Origin of the sequence: Halomicrococcus pelagicus (assembly GCF_051917725.1) — an archaeon.
Taxonomy (GTDB): Archaea; Halobacteriota; Halobacteria; order Halobacteriales; family Haladaptataceae; genus Halomicrococcus.
In genome coordinates this window covers 116,209-134,709 of sequence record NZ_JBQBLX010000006.1, presented here as the reverse complement: position 1 = coordinate 134,709, position 18,501 = coordinate 116,209, and the positions used below count along the sequence as shown (strand labels likewise).

The following is an 18,501-nucleotide window of genomic DNA, read 5'->3' as shown; positions in this document are numbered from 1 at the left end:
GGGTTGTGAGATTACGGGAATCGAGAGGACTGTCGCCGAGTAATGAGACGCCCGGAGAGTGTTCCAGCTTGATGACTGGTTAGTAGGCTACGAAAGGGGGTCAACTAATCCTCTGCAGCCCGTGAGGTTTTCCGTCTCTATACCCTCAGCACCAGGTATGGTCGGAATCATCCAGCGAACGGCACAAGCGATCGATGATATGTGGCAGTCGGTATGGCATGAGTCGAGTCGCGGCGAGAAAGTGGTGATCGCTATTGTGCTTCTAGTCACCGGATTGGCCATCCCGGTGATACCGATCGTCTGGATCGCCCGGATTATTGCTACCTAATCAGTGGAGTGGGCGGGGCGAGATGCGCGCTCTCGATTGGGCTCGGGCGCGCGCAACGCCAGTAGGACACCGATAAAGGCGACTCCTCCGGCGACGAGGAACGCCGTGCTGTAGCCTGCACGATCGATAATGGTGCCGGCGGCGATAGGTGCGGCAAACGCGCCGAACAGACCAACGCTCGTCAGCAGCGCGACAGCTGTGGTCCCCACTGCCGGCGGGACGAGTTCGACGATGTACGAAAAGAGCAGTCCAGTGACGAGTTGGATAGCGAAGCCGACGACGACCACCGCTCCGCCGACGAGCTCAAGCCGCGATACGAACGCGAAGGCGACGACAGCGGGTACGGCGACGATGAACGACGACACTACAACGGGGCGACGTTTCCCGCTGAAAACCCGTTCGGAGACCACACCACTACTTGACCGTCCGATAGCTCCAATCGCCGGGAACAGCGCGGTCAGCAGGCCACTCGCCGCCAACGAGATGCCGAACCTGTTGATAAGGTAACTCGGCAGCCACGTATTGATAAAGAGGTACAGCGAGTAGGCGAGAAAGCAGAGTACACAAACGATCCAGACCGCCTGATTGGTGAATAACTCGCGCAGCGCCGTCCGGTCCGGCGCAGCCGCATCGACGCCGGGAACGTGGTGACGGGTCGCGAGCAAGAAAATAGTGACGCCGACGACGCCCATGGCGGCATACAGCGGAAAGATCGCAGGCCAGCCGGCGACGTTTGCGACGAGGGGACTGCCGAACTGACCGAGTGCGAATCCAACTGGTGCACTCGCGGTGAACACACCAACGGCAGTTGCCCGATATCGCGGTGCAACGGCACTGCCGACGACGTTCGCACCTGCGTTCCAGAAGATCACGTACGCGAGGCCGCCGAGCACGCGCGAGACGAGTAGCCAGAGATACGCGCCGGCAGTGGCTGCATGCCAGCCCCAAGCACCTGCAACGACGAGTGCGCCGGTGCCGAAGACGATCACCTTACGGACCGAAAAGCGGTCGAGGACGATGCCGGCGGGGACGCTAGTGACGACCGCAGTCGCGTACATGATGCTGACGAGCCAGCCCGCCGTACTCGCCTCGAGCCCGATCGATTTTTGAATCAGCGGCAGTACGCTCGCCGGGGCGATTTCGTAGGCTGCGGCCGCTGTCGAAAGCAAGAAAAAGCCGATGAGCAGGCCTAGTGTCTCATGTCGAGACCTTCCTGTGTTTAGTCGGTCGTTCACGGTCTCTGTACCCCTTCTTGGAGCAACATCAAACCGTTTGGTGTTACTTCCTGAAGACAGAAATTGGAGAGCCATGCGGCAAACACTGCCTTCCAACTGGATTGCACTGAACAGCGACATGCTGGACGCACGGTGCTTATCACTTGTTTGGGTGGAATTGTCTCACCCATGAGATTCTTTCTGTAATTAGGGTTATATTTGGGCGGCTATTAGGGGTGAGCCACCGTGACCAACGCAGACGACGCTACCTCACTCTTCGAACTCTTCAAGAATAAAGAGTTCATCGCACTCGCAAGCACTGCCTTCGCCCGCAGCCAAGCATACTCCACCATCCTCATCGCCCTCGCCATGTACGCCGACCTCTTCCAAACCACCGGCACCGTCGAGGGCCTCTTCGGAACTGTCTTCGCCCTCACACAGTTCCTCATCGTACTCCCGCTCGGGCGGGTCATCGACACCGGCAACTCCAAACGCTACCTCCTCGCCGGCCTCTTCCTCAATATCGCCATTTTCACCGGCTTCACCTTCGTCACCGCTGTCGAACACGTTATCATCCTCCGTGCCCTCCAAGGCATCGGCGCCAGCCTTCTCTGGATCACCGGTAGCACCGTCGTCGGCGAAATCAGCCCCGACGGAAAACGTGGTCTCTGGCTCGGCAGCTACAATCAGGTGGCTGCCTTTAGCAGTCTCGCTGGCACTATCTTTGGCGGACTCCTCCTCTACACCTATGGCTTTCAAACCACCTACACTGTCCTCATCGCTGTCACCACTCTCGCCACGCTTTCCGTCTATCGGTATCTCCGAGACAATCCCGGTCAGCAAACGGAAGCCACAGACTCATCTGGCCTAAACACGCTCAAAGCACTCCTGAAACGCCCAGCCATTCGTGGACTTGTGTCGTTCCGCTTCGGGTTTAGCATCGCTAAGATGGCCGTCATCATCTTCCTACCAATCTATGCGAAAACACAATTTGGCATCAATCCACTAGCTATCGGCGGAATTCTCGCCGGCGGGAAACTCACGAAATCCGTGCTCCAAGGCCGCATGGGAACCCTTGTTGATCAAGCAGAGCACCGTTACAAGTTCGTGTTCGCAGGTGCAGCTGTCTATGCGGTCGGGATCATCTTCATCCCGTTAGCCGGGTCTGCTACCCAAATCCTTTCCGCTGTTTCCCTGTCGGCAGCCGGGAAAACGATGGTGCTCCCACCTGCGTTCTTCGGGCTGTTCGCCGCCTATAGCATCCTTGGAGTCGGTGACAGCATTCGGCTGCCCGCCAGCATGACGCTGTTCGTCGAAGAGGGAGAACGACTTGACGCTGTTGCCGGAAGTTTCTCGCTCCGGTCAATCTCGTGGAAGATCGGGCAACTGATCGGGCCGCTGGCAGTCGGGGCGATCTGGGATGCAACTTCGGCGCTGGTTGCATTTTGGGTGGCTGCGGGCTGTGCTGGCGCTGCTGCGGTGGCATTTGTGGCCATGGCGATTCGAGCGACGAGACAAGAACAGTCAGAATCGACAGCTGTCCAGCCTGCAGATTGAGCCCGTTCGTTAACAGTAGTCGCCCTGTGCGAAGATGAGACTGTGGCCGCTTCTGCGCTCTCTGGACAGCGACGGGGGCCGCTATCGCGCAAGCGTCACATTCGCCCCAATGTATGGGAGCAACTGGGTCTCAGTCCATGGGATTGAGTCGGTGACGCACGTCTCAGCGGCGTCGCCGCCTTCGGGACACAGTTCGGGATTGACGCCGTACGGCTATCCGTTAGTACGGCAGTTGTGTCGGCATTTATCGGCTCGGAGCCAACGGGAGAGAGCAGGTACCGGCCACCGTGTTTGGCCCCTGTTGAAACTTCCCTGGCTGACACGAGTCGGGTGCTGAATACAGAGGATGTACTCATCACAAACTACCCCTGGTGTGACAGTAACCTTTTTCTGACCCAGGCACTGGCTTCATACATAATGGGACACAGAATGGGAGAACTAGGGGGGTTACGGTCACACAGTAAAGGAAGGGAATCTCCATGAGTGAGCATGCACCCCCAACCGCCACCACGGACGATCCTGTAACGCTCCAGACCGGGCTCGAGGCGTTCCGGTCGAGCCCCAAGTTCCACGGTCCCGTCGAGGACCTCGACGGCCACGACTGCAATGATCACTTCGCACAAATCTACGAGAGGCCCGCGGAGAAATTCGAGGCGGCCATTCCGTTCGTTCGCCATGGCCTCGACCAAGGTGAACAAATTGCGTACGTCGTCGACCAGAGCACCGAAACCGAAGTGCGGACGGCGTTGCAGGACGCCGGCATCGACGTCGAGGCCGCGCTCGATTCGGGAGCACTGACGTTTTACACTGTCGACGAGACCTACCTCCGGGACGGGTCGTTCGACCCTGACGAGATGATTCAGTTCTACGCCGACGCGACCGCCGAAGCCACCGAAGACTTCGAGGCGCTTCGGCTCGTCGCCGAGATGTCGTGGATTGAGGCCCACGACACCACGGTCGAGCAGTTGATTGAGTACGAGTCGAAGATCAACGATCTGTTCGATACCGAAGACGTGTTCGCCATCTGCCAGTACGACCGCGACCTGTTTACACCGGAGGTCATCAATAACATCGTTCGGACCCATCCCCATCTCGTCTACGACGGGGCGGCCTGCCACAACTTCTACTATACGCCGCCCGAGGAACTGTTCGGCGACGATGACCTCGCCCATGAGAACGAGCGGATGCTCCGGACGCTTCGCGAGCGCACCGAGGTGAAGACCGCACTCCAGCAGCGCGACCGATTCTTGGAGGACCTCTACACCATCACCGCAAGTCAAGACCGGTCGTTCGAGGAGAAACTCTACGCCCTGTTCGACCTCGGATGCGAGCAGTTCGACATCGACTTCGGATTCCTCAACCGCGTCGACCCTGCCGACGACCATCTGGAGATCGAATACGCCAGTGGCGACCACGAGCACTACACGGTCGGCGGCGAACTCCCACTGTCGGAAACGTACTGTCAGGCCGCCGTGGACATCAAAGCGGCCGCGAACATCACCGACCCCGCCGCCGAGGGCTACGACGACCTCCCCGTCTACGAGGAGTTCGGCGTCGAAGGGTATCTCGGCACGTACATCCCGGTCGACGGCGGTTCCGACCGCACACTCGCGTTCGTCCCCGCCGATGATACCGAAACGGTATCCGTTTCCGAGGAGGACCGGATGTACCTCGAGTTGATAGGCCAGTGGGTCGGCTACGAACTCAACCGCCGCCAACGCGAGCGGCGCCTCCGAAAGTGCTACGAAATCACATCCAATCCCGATTCGTCGTTCGAGGAGAAACTCGAGCAGTTACTTGAGGTGGGACGTGAGCAGTTTGGTGTCGAGATGGCCGGATTGAATCACCTTCCATCGTGGGACGGCCCGTTCCGCCTAGAGAAGGGCATCGGTTTCGATGTCGACCCCGACGAAGAACTGTGGACCGACCCGGGTGTTGGGTGCTTCTGTCGGCAGACCATCAAGCAGGACGAACCGGTCGCGATGGCAGACGTCAGTGGCACCGACTGGGCTGAGGACACGATTCACCAACAGTTCGGCTTGACGAGCTATCTCGGCACAAGGGTGATGAGCGGCGCCACTCCCTATGGAACGCTCTGGTTCGGAAGTGCGAACTCACGTGACCGTCCGTTCTCGGAAGCTGAACAGACATTCATCGAGTTGATGGGCCAATGGGTGAGCTACGAACTCGAGCACCGCGAACACAAGCAGGATCAACAGGAACTGTACAGAATCACGGCCGACCGCGACCTCTCGACCGATGAGAAGATCGCGGAGCTGCTGGAGTTGGGTTGTGAACGGTTCGACCTTCCCGTGGGGATGCTGACCCGCAAGCGCGAAGAGTCGTTCGAAATCACGAAGATGCGCGGCTCTCATTCCGACCTCGATGAGGGGACGCTCACGCCGCCACTGACCGACAACTACTGTCGCCGGGTCGTTGACACCGGGTCGACGGTCACCGCCACCGACGCCGGGGAAGCGGGCTGGGACGGGGATGCCCTCTACCACGAGTTCGGCCTCGAATGCTATGCCGGGGTACAACTGACCGTCGGCGATGAGGCCTACGGCACTATCTGCTTCACGGACTTGTCACCCCGAGATGTGGAGTTTACTGAGGCCGAGGAGACGTTCCTCGAGTTGATGGGGCAATGCGTGAGTTACGAACTCGAACGCAATCACCGGGAAGCCCAACTCAAGCAGAAGACCGACCGGCTCGAATCGTTTGCGAGTCTGCTCGCACACGAACTTCGGAATCCAACCATGATCGGCCAGATGTACTGCCACGAACTTCCGGAGGACACAGCCCCGGAGGCGGTTGGCTACATCTCCGAGTCGTTCGACCGCATCGAGGACATGATCGACGTCCTGCTGCTACTCACCCGGGGTCGCGAGGCCGTCGACGAGTGCGCTCCGGTGGACCCCGCGGACGTGGCCCGCGAGGCGTGGGATACCGTGGAGACGCTCAACGCGACGCTCGACGTCGACCTCGACCGGACGATACGGATCGACGAGACGTACGTCCGCCACCTGTTCCGGAACCTGCTCGAGAACGCCGTCGAACATGGTGGGAGCGACGTGACCGTCACCGTCGGCGATCTCGATGACGGGTTCTACGTGGCCGACGACGGCGTTGGTATCCCGCCTGAGGACCGCGACACGGTGTTCGACGAGGGATACACCACGGCCGCGGACAACGGTGGGACCGGCCTCGGGTTGGCGTTCGTCCAGAAACTTGCCGAGGTGTACGATTGGGACGTTACAGTCACTGAAAGCGAGGCTGGTGGTGCCCGGTTCGAGTTCCGCAACGTTACGTGACGGTAGCTGGTAATACGATTTCTTTATTCTGTCTACAGCCGTACCTGGTTCGTGGTTGTAGATTCTTGAGTGCTACAGTGACTACACGATACACACCCTGTATTCATCAGTAACAGAATAACCAACCTAGCTGGTGATGGAATCGGAGTGCTGAATACAGAGGGTGTCTTCACCGCCCCGATTAGTTACGAAATTCCAGGTAGATAGACGTGGGAACCTCACGCTCTCGGTTCGGTACCTTCTGGTTATGGAATAGCAGGCGCTCGTCGTTGTTAGAGAGACGGGGTAGGCCAGCCAGCGGTAACTACACGTGGAAACCACGTGAGCTGAAAGGTAGCTGCCTGACCGTGCCGTCTACTCCCTCTTTCTGCTATTGCTACAAAACCCCTCCGGTCCTCGGAGATAGCGCATATCAAGATGGTTGAGAAATATCGACTCGTGAGCTACGTCTTCGAGACCAAACGACTTCTGCCTCGTTCTGTGACCGATACGCGCCCTCTATTCAGCACAACGCCTGAAACCATCATCGCTTGAGGGTTTCGACGAGGCCAGAAAGGAGTATTTCTGACCGCAGCAACGAGGTCGATTAATGCCGGTCGCCGTCCATCATTGATGCACTGCGTGATGGAACGCTCGATGCTGCATCGGACGTGACGGCAGGCCGACGCGAGTGATATCACTCGCCGGGAGTCAACAGCCCCGGAGACACAGATGTCAACTGAATCCGACGCTCACCACCCCGAAAAAGACGACTATTATACCGTAAGTTGCTCGAAGGCATCTTCGAGGCCGCATGTTCGACGCTCAACAGGCGGCGCTGCTCCTTCTCATACTGTTCGTGCTGTTCCTGCTTATCGCGTCGACGTTCTTGCCACGGCATGTGCCGGAAACAGACGAGTGACCGCCTCCTGTGCCTGAAAACATGCGAAGTTTACTACGCGAATACAGTTGTCGCAGGGAGAAAGCCCACGACTTCAGTCGTGAGATGAATCCCGTATGCGTGAGTCAACTCCCTACCCTACTTCGCTCGGTCGTAACTGACCTCCTTGTTGAGGGCAGGGCTTTCGCGTGGACGCTTGTTCTATCTGGTCAGGACGATTGCTCCACCCTCCAGCGGTCAATGACGGCAGCGATCGATTCCTCGGGGTTCACGCCGCCAGCCTTCGCCGCGAGTCCCGTCGTTTCGAACATCTGTACCACGTCGGACTCCGCCCCCGCGAAACGGAGATCGATTCCACGTGATTCGAGTTTCTGCTGGAGTTTCTCCAGCGTCTGTGCAGCCCCGAAGTCGACCGTCGGTGATGATGTGAGATCGAAGACGACTAATTCGACGGAGTTACGTTCTGCGAGACGGTCGAGAAAATCGGACCGAACTGTATCCGCGTTCGCGTAGAACAGCTCGGCTTCGACACGGTAGACGAATACGTCTGGGAGGGTCGTCGCCGCCGGATTCAGGTCGAGAGCGACAAAATGATCCGTCTCGGCGATTTGACCGAGTTCGTGTGTCGATGGATTGCTAACCTGGGAAACCGTGACTAGCAACGAGAGGACTACACCAACGAAGACACCCCAGAGCATGCCGACTGTGAGAACTCCGAGCAAGGCCGCCATCGCGATGGCGAACTCGCTCTTGCTCACGTGGTACAGTTGACGGAGTGCAGTCGTATCGATAAGGGCTTTGACGGCGACGATGACAACTGCTGCGAGTATCGTTTCTGGGAGAGTCCTAAACACGCCAGTGAGAAAGAGCAGGACGACGACCAGAACGAGAGCAACAACAGCGTTCGTGAGTTGTGTTTTGCCGCCGACGGCGTCGTTGAGTGCCGACCGAGACATACTGCCGCCGACGACAAATCCGCCACCGAAGCCAGCAGCGAGGTTAGCGACGCCATCGGCCAGCAGTTCCTGATTCGGATCGGTTCGGTAGTCGTGGCGTCTGGCAAACGTCTCGACTGCGCTGATGCCCTCGACGTACGATAGGAGGAACAATGCGACGGCGATCGGGGTGAGGGCACTCAATGTCGAAATATCGGGAATCGCCGGAACCGTCAGCGAGGGAAGACCGCTTGGAATCGATCCGACGATGTCAACGCCGCGGGCTTCCAGATTTGTCACTGCCATGAGCACGATAGAAAGGATGACGACGATGAGTGCGTTCGGGGCGCGCGGAAGCAACCGCTCACCGAGAATTAGCAACGTGATGCCGGCAATGCCGACGGTTAGTGTCTCGGGGTTTGTCTCACCGAGATGGGAGATAGTGTACCATATCCGCTGGTAGAATGGGCCCGACGCACCCTCGATTCCGAACAGTTTCCCAAGTTGCGTTGACATGATGTACAATGCTGCTCCGGCGGAAAATCCCGTGAGTACTGTCTCTGAGATGAAGTGGACAAGAAAGCCCAATCGGAACGTCCACGCGATGACTGCAACGACACCAACAAGCAACGTCGTCACGACGACGAGCGACGAATACGAAGCGACGTTCCCGGCAGCAACTGATCCGACACCACTCGCGAGCAAAATCGCCAGTGCTGAGGTCGGTCCCACAATGACTTGCCGAGAGGTGCCGAGAAATAAATACACACCGACAGCCATTAGTCCGGCGTACAAGCCTGTCTGCGGTGGCAAGTTCGCTAGCGATGCGTATGCCAATCCTTCGGGAATGACCGCTGCTGCGACGGTTATTCCCGCAACGATGTCCAGACGAAGCCACGCCATGTCATACTGTGGAAGCCACTCTCGCACCGGGAGGATTGATGAGAATCGTCGACGAATCCGATTCGTTAAACGTTTTGTTGTCATTAATGATTATATTTTTTAAATTAATTGTTTAGCAGATTTCCACCTATCAGGTCTTGTTTTATCGTGTACTTGCCGGGGTCGGTGACGGACATCTTCACATATTGGTCCTCATTCTGTACATTCATCGACTGGTATCGGTCACCGGTGTCTGGTTTCGTGATGGTGACTGGCTCGGTCAGATCGAACACCCCGAGTGAGTAGAGCGTGTCACGATTCTCCCCGATACCCAACTCATTCCTTGCACCGATAGGTACAAGATTTCTTTCATGTATGAACTGTCCGAATATACCATTGTTGACGGTTGGCTCGAAGGAAGCATGACAGTTGGCGCGTGGGTAGTTCGCCCATGTCACTGGGACTGCATCGGTCTTGTCCGTCGTCTGTTGCTCGGCTTGTTTGGTGGTCTGGCTCGGCGTGTCTTGGTGGGCACTGGTACTGCCGACGCCCATCGCGAGTAAGCTGGCGAGGCCGGCTCCGCGAAGCGCGGTTCGGCGGGTTGCCTGCATCGTTTTGGATTCTGCGTCAGCCGTCGTGTCGTGTGTTTCGTTGGTTATGGCTCATGCCTCTCCTTTTCTCATTCGTTGCACAACAGCACTGCTCTACCCAACGTCCACTCTCGTACGACAACCTCTGATAAAGAGATGATGGTAAAATAACATAAAATATTAATATAATGGAAGTAAGAGCTGTTGATCGACCAATTCAGCCAGAATCGGAAAGAGGTTCTTCGGCGCTGAGCAACTCAACCCGCCCCATTCCGAGATCGGACACCTGCTTCATTCGCGCGTTCTATTCACCAGTAGCTGATCGAACTACCAGAACTCCGCCAAGACTAGGCCGTTGAATACAGAGGATCTGTCTGGTTGGAGATGAAGTTAGAAGTCGTCACTCCTCCGTAGGGACGACCTCGGGCATGTCATAAGAGCCATCGACCAGCGACCAGTGAGGACCATAGAACCGGGCCGCAAAGCGCATGCCTCCATCGGGGGCTGGCAGCCAGTTCTTCACCTTCTCGGGGTCGTCCGGTTTCTCATGCTGCACGTAGATGACCAGTTCGTCGTTTTCGGTGTGCAACAATCCTTCTTCGAGCATGAAGCTGTTGATACTGTACCGGTCGAGTTCGTTCTCGACGAAGTAGCCCTGCGCGTCGTAAATCGGAATTGACCAGAATTCGGTGACCGGCGGCAGGTTGTCGAGGTTGAACGTGATGGTGTACCGCGTCGACCCGTCCAATGGGTCGCCGCTCGCGTCAGTGAATCGGAACCCAGCGACGTGTGATTTGGGCGAGTCAGGGCCCGCATAGCCGAAGTCGGCCATGACGGCTCGGGTCAACCAGTCGGTTCTGAAATCCCCCGTCGGCGCAAGGACTTGCCAGACATTCATGTCGATCAAGCCCTCCTGACCGGTGGTCCTGATACTCCGCAGCGCGGCACACCGGCGCTTGCAACCGGTCAAAAAGCCCGTGAGATCCTCCAGACTGTTGCAAAGCGCTCAGAGGCGTTCGGGACTACCATCTATATCGACGATGATACCGAGACGATTGATATGACGTGATATTCGCGTGTCGATTTCCCTCGCCGAAAGGCATACCATCTATATACGTAATGTGAGAGCCGACATTCGTAACCTACAGTTTCGAAGCTGCTTCGTGAAGTAGATCCTCTCTGTGCAACACGCTCCATCTCATAGAGTCTTGTCAGATTGAATTGGCCGTGCAAGAAGTAGGGCGCGTATCCAACCCAGCGTTTCATGTGACCCAAGGATATACTGACGGTAAAAGGAACGAGAGATATGACCGACTTCATTGCTCCACCGCCTCTCGAGCGAGGGGATAAAGTAGCGATCGTGGCTCCTGCGTCTGGGCTTGCGGCGACCTTCCCGCACGTCTACGAGAGAGGTCTCGAACGAATTCGCTCAGTGTTCGATCTCGAACCGGTCGAGTTCCCGACGGCGAAGAAGGATGATGAATTCCTGTACGCCCATCCCGAGAAGCGAGCGGAGGATATTGAAGAAGCATTCGCAGCACCGGATATTAGTGGTGTGATCGCAACAATCGGTGGGAACGACCAGATCAGGGTTCTTAACCATCTGGACGGAGAGCTACTCCGGGAGAATCCGACGCGATTCTACGGCATCAGCGATAATACGAATCTCGCACAGTTTCTCTGGAACCACGGTCTCGTCTCGTACTATGGCGGGCACGTACTCACCGAGTTCGCCATTCCGGGACCGCTGCCCGAGTACTTAGAGTCTGGACTTCGGTCGGCTTTTTTCGACGATTCGATCGGACCAATTCAGCCCGCCCCCGAGTTTACAGACCAAGATTTGGGATGGGACGATCCCGAGAATCTTGATCAGTCTCCCGAAATGGACGGGAACCCCGGGTGGTCGTGGCACGGCGGCCAAGCTTTCGCCAAGGGACGAACCTGGGGCGGCAATCTCGAAGTTACGTATCTACAACTGGCCGCAAATCAGCACGTTCCGTCGCCTGAAGCACTCGACGGGAAGGTGTTATTATTAGAAACCTCGGAGGAATTACCCGAGCCTGGGGTTGTCCAGCGGATGCTCCTGGGGATGGGCGAGCGAGGATTACTCGAACGGTTCGATGGGTTGCTCGTCGGTCGGATCAAAGCACGTTCACACCTCGTCGACCGATCGAAAGACGATCGCGAGGACTATCGAGAACGAGTACGGCAGACTATCATCGATATCTTCACTATGTATAATCCGACTGCACCGGTCGTGCTCAATGTCGATTTTGGTCATACAAATCCGATCGTCCCCGTTCCGATCGGTGGAACTGTAACAATCGATCCGAAAGCCAACGAAATCAGTTTCGACTGAGACGACGTTAACAGTACCTATCGTACTGACTGTACCCTCTGTCTGCAGCACGCGACTTCTGGTAGCATTTAGTGTGATATCACTCCGGATCAAAGGAAAATCATCTAGCTTGGGATCGGCCGGGGGGTGGGGAAGCACGGCGTTTTTTCTGGTTGGTCGTGGTGGAAGCGGTATGAGCGACACCAGTGGGACCGACCCGAGCGCTCCTGACTGGATTGAAAACGAAAAGGTGCGGGAGATTCTTCAGGAACACCTCGACGAGACTGATTACGCTATCTATCGGGAACTCAACACCCACGGCCGAATTTCGGATACTGAACTCGGTGAACGAGTCGGGCTATCGCGGACTGCCGCTCGCCGCCGACGGAAGAAACTGATCGAAGAGGGAACCATCGACATCCTCGCCGTGATGGTGTTACAGCGCGCAGAACTCGCGTACGCGGACGTCCGGCTGCGCTTCGATACGACAGCAACGAACGAGGAGGTGACCGAGTTCATCGACGAAATCATCCAGGAAGAACTCATCTACGAAATCGACGAGTACATGGGCGACCACGACCTGTTGGTGCGGACGTGGCACGCAACGCTCTCCGACATCAAAGAGTACGTCCGGACGAAGTTCCAAGGCAACGGCCTCGTCTCCGAGTACGAGATTGCCCCCGTGACGAAAACCTACAAGGCGTGGCACAAACCCCTCACCAACGGCACCGCCTCACCTGAAGACTGACATCCTCGCCCGCTGTGAACGGCAGGATTCTCGCGCTGTTTAGAGATAGAGAGGGTGTATCCAACACACAACGCCTGTTGGAAGAGCATAAATATACCGCAGCCTACATTTGAGACATGCCTGTTGGAGCACGCCTTTCCGTGCGACTCGCCGACTTCGGCCTCCGTTCAATTATCACACACGTTATTATGGGGCTCGGGTTCATCGGTGCGGTCGTCTCGGGACTGTTTGTCGAAGGAGAGGTGGGAGTGATCTCCATGGTCGCGTTCATCAGCTTCACTGCAGGGATGTGGATCTGCCAGTCGATCCACTCACTCGGTAACGCCGCGACCGATGAGGAGTACAATGGCGTACTTCGTGAGGTACTCAACCGTGTCTAGCGAACCGGGTATCGATCTTGGTCGGTTCGGTCGCACGTTGGCGCTAATCGGCGCCATAACTGCGGTTTTCTTGTTGCTCACCGCCAACCGACTCGGAGGCGACCTCTTCCGAATCGGTGCCGTCGGAATTGGAGCGGTCGCTATGGTCACTGCTATGATTGGCTTTTTAATCGCCGCTGGGAGCGCGTACGATGCGTGAACGACCGTCAGAACCCGCTGTTGGCACTTTGGTTTAGCGTGTCGCTCAAATAGGCGAGGAAACGGTTATCTGGAGAAAATGTTACAGCTCGATCGAATCAAGCGGGACGGACGACAGCCGACCGTTCCGGTCACTCACAGTTCGCCGAGGATCGTGTAGAGGAGCCGCACTGGCTCGTCACCCCGGTTTTCGCTGAAATGGTCGACGCCCGCTGGGATGTGTATCAGCGTCTCCGGCCCGACCCTGGACGTCGCACCGTCGACGCCCAGGACGACGGTCCCCGAGAGCACGACCGAGAGTTCGTCGCCGTCGTGGCGCGTGGTGCCCGTCTCAGGGACGCGCTCGCCGGGTTCGATGAGGTAACTTCCCGTTTCGAGCCGCGGCTCCTCGAGTCGAACGAGCGGTAGCGGCGTTCCGGCGCTGTCGGGCCACTTCTCCGAGAGATCAACGACGTCTACGTGAGTCATCGACCGGCCTCTCGCAGCCTCGCGGTGGCTGCATGGTCGACGGTCTGGTCGTCCTCGTCGATGACGACACCGTACACCTCGCGGGCGATGTCGGCGGTGACGTAGTCGTCGCGGTAGTCGTCCAGCACCCGTTCGGGGTCTCGGTCGAGCGGGTCTCCGTAGCCGCCACCGCTGCTGGTGACGAGACGTGCCGTTTCGCCGTCGGCGAGGTCGTAGGTGGTGACCTTGTTGTGGCGTTCACTGGTGCCGTCGGCGGCGACGATCTCGATGTGGTTGCCGTTGCCGTCCTGGCCGCCGTTCACGCCCCACGGTGGATGCTTCGACCGGCCGAACGACGCGGTCAGGAAGGCACCGCTCTCGTTGTACACCGTGTAGTCCTGGACGAGCCCGCTGCCGCCGCGGTACTCGCCGTGACCGGTCTCCTGTGGGGTGTTGAGTCGGAACTGGTCGAACAGGAGCGGGAATCGCGTCTCCATGACTTCCACCGGCATCTCGAGGGTGTCGCCGTCGCCGACGCAGACGAGCACGTCCGCGCCGTCGCGTCCGTCGCTCGCGCCCCAGCCACCGGGTTGCGGTTCGATGACGAGGAAGTCCTCGTCGTGGCGGTCATCGTGGCCGCCGACGATGGTCGCGCACACGCTCATGAAGTGGCCGGCGGCCAGCTTCTCCGGAACGTGCGGCGCGAGCGCCTGCCAGGGCAGGTCGGCCGCCATGGTCGACGACTCCCAGTCCGTCCCAATCGCCGCAGGCTTGGTCGCGTTGAACACCGTCCCTTCGGGCACGGTGAGTTCGAGAGGAGCGAAAAAGCCCTCGTTGGTGTTCGCGTCGGGAAGGGTGAGCGCCTGAAAGAACGCTCGTACCATGCTGGCCGTCGCCGCGTAGGGCGAATTGATGGGGCCGGTCGCCGCGTCGTCGCTCCCGGTGAAATCGACCTCGACCGCATCGTCGGTAATCGTCACGGTGACTTCGACGTGGATTGGGTCGTCGGTGATGCCGTCGTCGTCGATAGCGTCGGTCGCCGTATACGTTCCATTCGGCAGCGCCTCGACCTCCTCGCGAACGAGTTGTTCGCCCCACTCGAGGTACTCGACCATCGCCTGGAGGACCGTCGCCTTGCCGTACTTGTCGATGACCTCGCCCACGCGGTCGGCCGCGACGTCCATCGAGGCTTCTTGGGCCTGCATGTCGCCGAGCGTCATCGCCGGCATCCGCGTGTTTGCCTCGATGATGTCGCGCACGTGCTGGTTGATAGCACCGCCTTCGTACAGTTTGACCATCGGGAGCTGCAGCCCCTCCTGGAAGACGCTGGTCGCGTCGGTCGTCCACGACCCCGGATCTTTCCCACCGATGTCGGTCCAATGCGCCTTCGACGCCGTGAACAGGACGATGTCGTCGCCGGCGAACACCGGAGCGACCATCGCGACGTCGTTCAGATGCGTCCCCCCGGAGTAATCGTTGACCAACACGACGTCGCCCGGTTCGAACCCGTCCGTGCCGTACTTGTCGACGACGTCCTCGACGCCGTACTTGAGCGTCCCGAGGAACCCCGGAACACCGTTCGCTTGCGCGACGACGTTCCCGTCGGGGTCGACGAGGCCGCAGGCGTAGTCGAGCGTCTCGTAGATGACGCTTGATTTGGCGGTCCGGCCGAGATTGATGAACATCTCTTCGGCCGCGCTCTGCAGGGCGTTCGCGATCACTTCCCGCGTGAAGGGGTCGATGTCGGTTTCGACGTCTGATGATGTGGTTTCTGACATGGTTACGCCTCGGTGAGATGGAGGGTACCGTAGTCATCGACGGTCACGCGCTGGTCCGGATGGACGAGCGTCGTGCAGGCCGGTTCTTCGACAATCGCCGGGCCGTCGATGGCTGCCTCGACCGGCAGTCGTTCGCGCTCGTAGACGCGCGCGTCGTGTTCGCCGTCTGCGCCGTAATCGACCAGCCGCGTCTCCTTGTGGGCGTCGTCGACGCTGCCGGTTCGGTCGACCGGCTCGATGCTTGGCCGTGGGACCGCCGCTGTCGCCGTCAACCGAAGGTTGACGACTTCCGCGGGGTCGTCGAGGTGGAAATTGTACGTCTTCTCGTGCAGTTCGTGGAACCGCTCAAGCGTCGCCGTCATCGTCCGGTCGTCGATCCCGTCGTGGCCGTCCTGCAGGGGCGTGGTGACCGTGTGTTCCTGGCCGGCGTACCGGAGGTCGGCGCTCCGCGCGAGTTCGAGTTCCTCGGGGTCGACTCCTTCAGCATCGAACGCCGCTCGGGCTTGCTCGGTCAATTCGGCGAACCGGTCGTCGACGGTGGCAGCCGTGGCGGGGCCGAACGCCATCACGTCGGTCCGGACGTAATCTTTCCGTAGGTCGGTCATCAGCATCCCCCACGCGGAGAACTGTCCGGGCGCGCGCGGAACGACGATCTCTTTGACGCCGAGTCGACGGCCGAGCGTCGCGGCGTGGAGCGGTCCCGCGCCGCCGCTCGCGACCAGGACGAACTCGCGAGGGTCGTGTCCGCGGCGGATGCTCACCTGCTTGAGTGCGTTCGTCATGTTCGAATCGACGACGCGCAGGATGCCGTGTGCGGCCTCGTGTTCGTCGACGCCGAACTCGTCGGCGATCGGTTCGAGTGCGGCGCGCGCCTCGTCGACGTCGAGGGGCATCTCGCCGCCAAGGAAGTACTCCGGATTGAGACGGCCGGTGAGGAGGTTCGCGTCGGTTACGGTGGGGTCGGTCCCGCCGCGTCCGTAACAGGCGGGGCCGGGGTCGGCGCCGGCGCTCTTCGGCCCGACCTTGATCGAGCCGCCCTGGTCGATCCAGCCGATACTGCCGCCGCCGGCGCCGATCTCGATGATGTCGACGACAGGGATTTTGAGCGGATAGCCCTCCCAGTTCGGGGTGCTCTCGAGCCAGTAGTCGGTCTCGATGTCCACCTCGCCGTCCTCGATCAGCGAGGTCTTCGCCGTCGTGCCGCCCATGTCGAAGCTGATGACGTTCCGTTCGCCGATACGGTCGCCGAGGTGTGCGGCACCGAACACGCCGCCGACCGGCCCGCTCTCGACCATCTCGACTGGCGTTCGTTTGGCGTGTTCGAACCCGCTAGTGCCTGCGTTGCTCTTCATCGCATACTTGCTGGCGGTGAGTCCGCGGTCGTCGAGGCTGCCTTCGAGTGATTCGAGGTAGGCGTCCGCGATTGGTCGGACGTACGAGTTGAGGACCGCGGTGTTCGTGCGCTCGTATTCGCGGTATTCCTGGGTGAGTTCGTGCGACAGGGTGACGTAGGCGTCGGGGTACTCCTCGACGATGATCGTTTTCGTGCGACGTTCGTGTTCGGGGTTGCTGTAGGCGTTGACGTACGAGACGGCGATGGTGTCGATGCCTGCTTTTTTGATGTCTTCGACTGCGGCGCGGACGTCGGATTCGTCGAGGCCGGTGAGGACGGAGCCGGCCTGGTCGATTCGTTCGGCAACTTCCCACCGGTGTCGGCGTGGGACGAACGGCTCCGGTTTCTGATACCGGAAGTCGAACATGCCGGGACGGTTCGCGCGCGTGATGTCGAGGACGTCGCGGAAGCCGTCGGTCGTGATGAGTGCGCAGTCGACGCCGTCGCGTTCGGTGATGGCGTTGATGACGACCGTCGTTCCATGGACGAACTGCTGGGCGTCGGTCGGGTCGAGGCTGCTCTTTTCGAGTGTTGCGAGGACGCCGTCGGCGAAGTCGTCCGGGGTCGTCGACGCTTTGGTGAGTTCGAGCTGGCCGTCGCGGGCGGCGACGAAGTCGGTGAAGGTTCCACCGATGTCGACTGCGACCCGCGCACCATTGTCTGCCATGCTATCCCATGCCAACGAGGGCGAGGTTAAACTTTTCGTAGCCAAAAACGCCGTCTCACGAACTAAACGAACACAGAAGGGAGAAAATCGTAGACAAACATGCGATAACACGAACGAAAAGCACACCGATCTACCCCGGAGGGCGAGCCACCAGTCCCGACGCAACCACCGTCCCTTCTTGACATCCTCCCACGGCTCCAGCCGTGGGATTCCTCCGGTGGGGATGTTGGCTATGCCGCACCCACGGAGACAAGTTTTCTGTCGCCGGTACTCCGGTTTGTGCGCTCCTCGTTGGGACTTGACCTCTCGGGAGAGCGTGATAGCTCCGACCAGTTGTGGTCGTCCCACGTGAGGCGCACGGGCCGTGCGTATTCTTGTAGGGACCCGACTAGTTATCAATCTACTGTCGAAAACGTCATGCTGAATACAGCGCGTGTATCTCTCAGTTTTGATTCCGTTGATGAGCGATCTGTTGTAATGCGTCAGCAATAGCCTCCACAGCGGCGACGAACCGCCAGGACAGGTACAATACCCCAAGCAGCACGCTAAGCCAGACGACAGATAGTAGCTGTTGTATGATCATGACGGAGTAGCCGAGCAGGAGTACGTACAGGACGCCAATTCCGACAAGCCACGTGCGAGGAATTGATGGCGGAGACCAACCGGACATAGTTCGCCTTTAACTTTCTATATATAGAATATTTATCTCTGCTTATTTCACGCTCTGCATTGCTCATCGGCTCCAGAGGTGACCTTAAATAAAGAAGCCGTGTATCTAACTACTGTTTCTTGGTTTACTTGGAAAGCTGCACGCATATCGACGTTCGGAGCAACTGTGAAGGGGTGGGCTTC

14 protein-coding genes and 1 pseudogene are annotated in these 18,501 nt (G+C 58.9%); 6 read left to right on the top strand and 9 right to left on the bottom strand.

All coding sequences use genetic code 11. From position 1 onward, the window contains the following. Window positions 1-157 precede the first annotated feature (157 nt). Window positions 158-328 carry a hypothetical protein gene (locus ACTF4R_RS16625; RefSeq protein WP_440008965.1) on the top strand — a complete coding sequence of 57 codons (171 nt, stop codon included), beginning with the start codon at window positions 158-160 and terminating at the stop codon, window positions 326-328. Here the strand turns inward: ACTF4R_RS16625 and ACTF4R_RS16620 are convergent. Beyond that, window positions 325-1,563, bottom strand: coding sequence for an MFS transporter (locus ACTF4R_RS16620; protein WP_440008964.1), 1,239 nt, complete (start codon window positions 1,561-1,563; stop codon window positions 325-327). The genes ACTF4R_RS16625 and ACTF4R_RS16620 overlap by 4 nt on opposite strands. Before the next feature lie 225 nt (window positions 1,564-1,788). On the opposite strand from ACTF4R_RS16620, the gene ACTF4R_RS16615 reads away from it, so the two are divergent. Continuing rightward, window positions 1,789-3,099, top strand: a complete 1,311-nt coding sequence (locus tag ACTF4R_RS16615) for an MFS transporter (protein WP_440008963.1) — start codon at window positions 1,789-1,791, stop codon at window positions 3,097-3,099. Between the two features lie 479 nt (window positions 3,100-3,578). Then, window positions 3,579-6,413 (top strand): MEDS domain-containing protein, encoded by a 2,835-nt coding sequence (locus ACTF4R_RS16610; RefSeq protein WP_440008962.1) that lies wholly within the window; start codon window positions 3,579-3,581, stop codon window positions 6,411-6,413. A 1,089-nt stretch (window positions 6,414-7,502) separates the two neighbouring features. Here the strand turns inward: ACTF4R_RS16610 and ACTF4R_RS16605 are convergent. From ACTF4R_RS16605 to ACTF4R_RS16595, 3 genes are all read right to left on the bottom strand, one after another. Continuing rightward, on the bottom strand, window positions 7,503-9,158 hold the full coding sequence (locus ACTF4R_RS16605) for a SulP family inorganic anion transporter (RefSeq protein ID WP_440008961.1): 1,656 nt from the start codon (window positions 9,156-9,158) through the stop codon (window positions 7,503-7,505). Between the two features lie 77 nt (window positions 9,159-9,235). Continuing rightward, the gene (locus ACTF4R_RS16600; RefSeq protein WP_440008960.1) at window positions 9,236-9,721 is read right to left on the bottom strand and encodes a DUF1254 domain-containing protein; all 486 of its coding nucleotides are present in this window, start codon (window positions 9,719-9,721) and stop codon (window positions 9,236-9,238) included. Between the two features lie 379 nt (window positions 9,722-10,100). Then, the gene (locus ACTF4R_RS16595; protein ID WP_440008959.1) at window positions 10,101-10,598 is read right to left on the bottom strand and encodes a DUF1214 domain-containing protein; all 498 of its coding nucleotides are present in this window, start codon (window positions 10,596-10,598) and stop codon (window positions 10,101-10,103) included. Between the two features lie 408 nt (window positions 10,599-11,006). On the opposite strand from ACTF4R_RS16595, the gene ACTF4R_RS16590 reads away from it, so the two are divergent. The 3 genes from ACTF4R_RS16590 (at window position 11,007) to ACTF4R_RS16580 (ending at window position 13,166) form a co-directional block, all read left to right on the top strand. After that, window positions 11,007-12,059, top strand: coding sequence for a S66 family peptidase (locus ACTF4R_RS16590; RefSeq protein ID WP_440008958.1), 1,053 nt, complete (start codon window positions 11,007-11,009; stop codon window positions 12,057-12,059). 73 nt (window positions 12,060-12,132) lie between these two features. Beyond that, the gene (locus tag ACTF4R_RS16585; protein WP_440008957.1) at window positions 12,133-12,786 is read left to right on the top strand and encodes an AsnC family transcriptional regulator; all 654 of its coding nucleotides are present in this window, start codon (window positions 12,133-12,135) and stop codon (window positions 12,784-12,786) included. A gap of 116 nt (window positions 12,787-12,902) precedes the next feature. Then, window positions 12,903-13,166, top strand: coding sequence for a hypothetical protein (locus tag ACTF4R_RS16580; protein WP_113276468.1), 264 nt, complete (start codon window positions 12,903-12,905; stop codon window positions 13,164-13,166). Between the two features lie 333 nt (window positions 13,167-13,499). Here ACTF4R_RS16580 and ACTF4R_RS16575 read toward each other — a convergent pair whose 3' ends face one another. The 5 genes and pseudogenes from ACTF4R_RS16575 to ACTF4R_RS21205 form a co-directional block, all read right to left on the bottom strand. Next, entirely contained in the window at window positions 13,500-13,832 is a 333-nt protein-coding gene (locus ACTF4R_RS16575) for a cupin domain-containing protein (RefSeq protein WP_440008956.1), read from the bottom strand. Then, window positions 13,829-15,589, bottom strand: a complete 1,761-nt coding sequence (locus ACTF4R_RS16570; RefSeq protein ID WP_440008955.1) for a hydantoinase B/oxoprolinase family protein — start codon at window positions 15,587-15,589, stop codon at window positions 13,829-13,831. Before ACTF4R_RS16570 ends, ACTF4R_RS16575 begins: the two co-directional genes overlap by 4 nt. A 2-nt stretch (window positions 15,590-15,591) precedes the next feature. Continuing rightward, window positions 15,592-17,649 (bottom strand): hydantoinase/oxoprolinase family protein, encoded by a 2,058-nt coding sequence (locus ACTF4R_RS16565; RefSeq protein WP_440008954.1) that lies wholly within the window; start codon window positions 17,647-17,649, stop codon window positions 15,592-15,594. 230 nt (window positions 17,650-17,879) lie between these two features. Then, a pseudogene (locus ACTF4R_RS16560) lies at window positions 17,880-18,038 on the bottom strand (IS200/IS605 family transposon protein TnpB); the annotation flags it as partial. 53 nt (window positions 18,039-18,091) lie between these two features. Next, window positions 18,092-18,319, bottom strand: coding sequence for a DUF8066 domain-containing protein (locus ACTF4R_RS21205; protein ID WP_473965268.1), 228 nt, complete (start codon window positions 18,317-18,319; stop codon window positions 18,092-18,094). Between the last annotated feature and the right edge of the window lie 182 nt (window positions 18,320-18,501).

Excerpts from the sequence above, each read along its gene's own strand:
- ACTF4R_RS21205 (WP_473965268.1), bottom strand. The coding sequence starts at position 18,319 with ATGTCCGGTTGGTCTCCGCCATCAATTCCTCGCACGTGGCTTGTCGGA.
- ACTF4R_RS16565 (WP_440008954.1), bottom strand. The coding sequence starts at position 17,649 with ATGGCAGACAATGGTGCGCGGGTCGCAGTCGACATCGGTGGAACCTTC.
- ACTF4R_RS16625 (WP_440008965.1), top strand. The coding sequence starts at position 158 with ATGGTCGGAATCATCCAGCGAACGGCACAAGCGATCGATGATATGTGG.
- ACTF4R_RS16570 (WP_440008955.1), bottom strand. The coding sequence starts at position 15,589 with ATGTCAGAAACCACATCATCAGACGTCGAAACCGACATCGACCCCTTC.
- ACTF4R_RS16595 (WP_440008959.1), bottom strand. The coding sequence starts at position 10,598 with ATGAATGTCTGGCAAGTCCTTGCGCCGACGGGGGATTTCAGAACCGAC.
- ACTF4R_RS16575 (WP_440008956.1), bottom strand. The coding sequence starts at position 13,832 with ATGACTCACGTAGACGTCGTTGATCTCTCGGAGAAGTGGCCCGACAGC.
- ACTF4R_RS16590 (WP_440008958.1), top strand. The coding sequence starts at position 11,007 with ATGACCGACTTCATTGCTCCACCGCCTCTCGAGCGAGGGGATAAAGTA.
- ACTF4R_RS16600 (WP_440008960.1), bottom strand. The coding sequence starts at position 9,721 with ATGCAGGCAACCCGCCGAACCGCGCTTCGCGGAGCCGGCCTCGCCAGC.
- ACTF4R_RS16610 (WP_440008962.1), top strand. The coding sequence starts at position 3,579 with ATGAGTGAGCATGCACCCCCAACCGCCACCACGGACGATCCTGTAACG.
- ACTF4R_RS16580 (WP_113276468.1), top strand. The coding sequence starts at position 12,903 with ATGCCTGTTGGAGCACGCCTTTCCGTGCGACTCGCCGACTTCGGCCTC.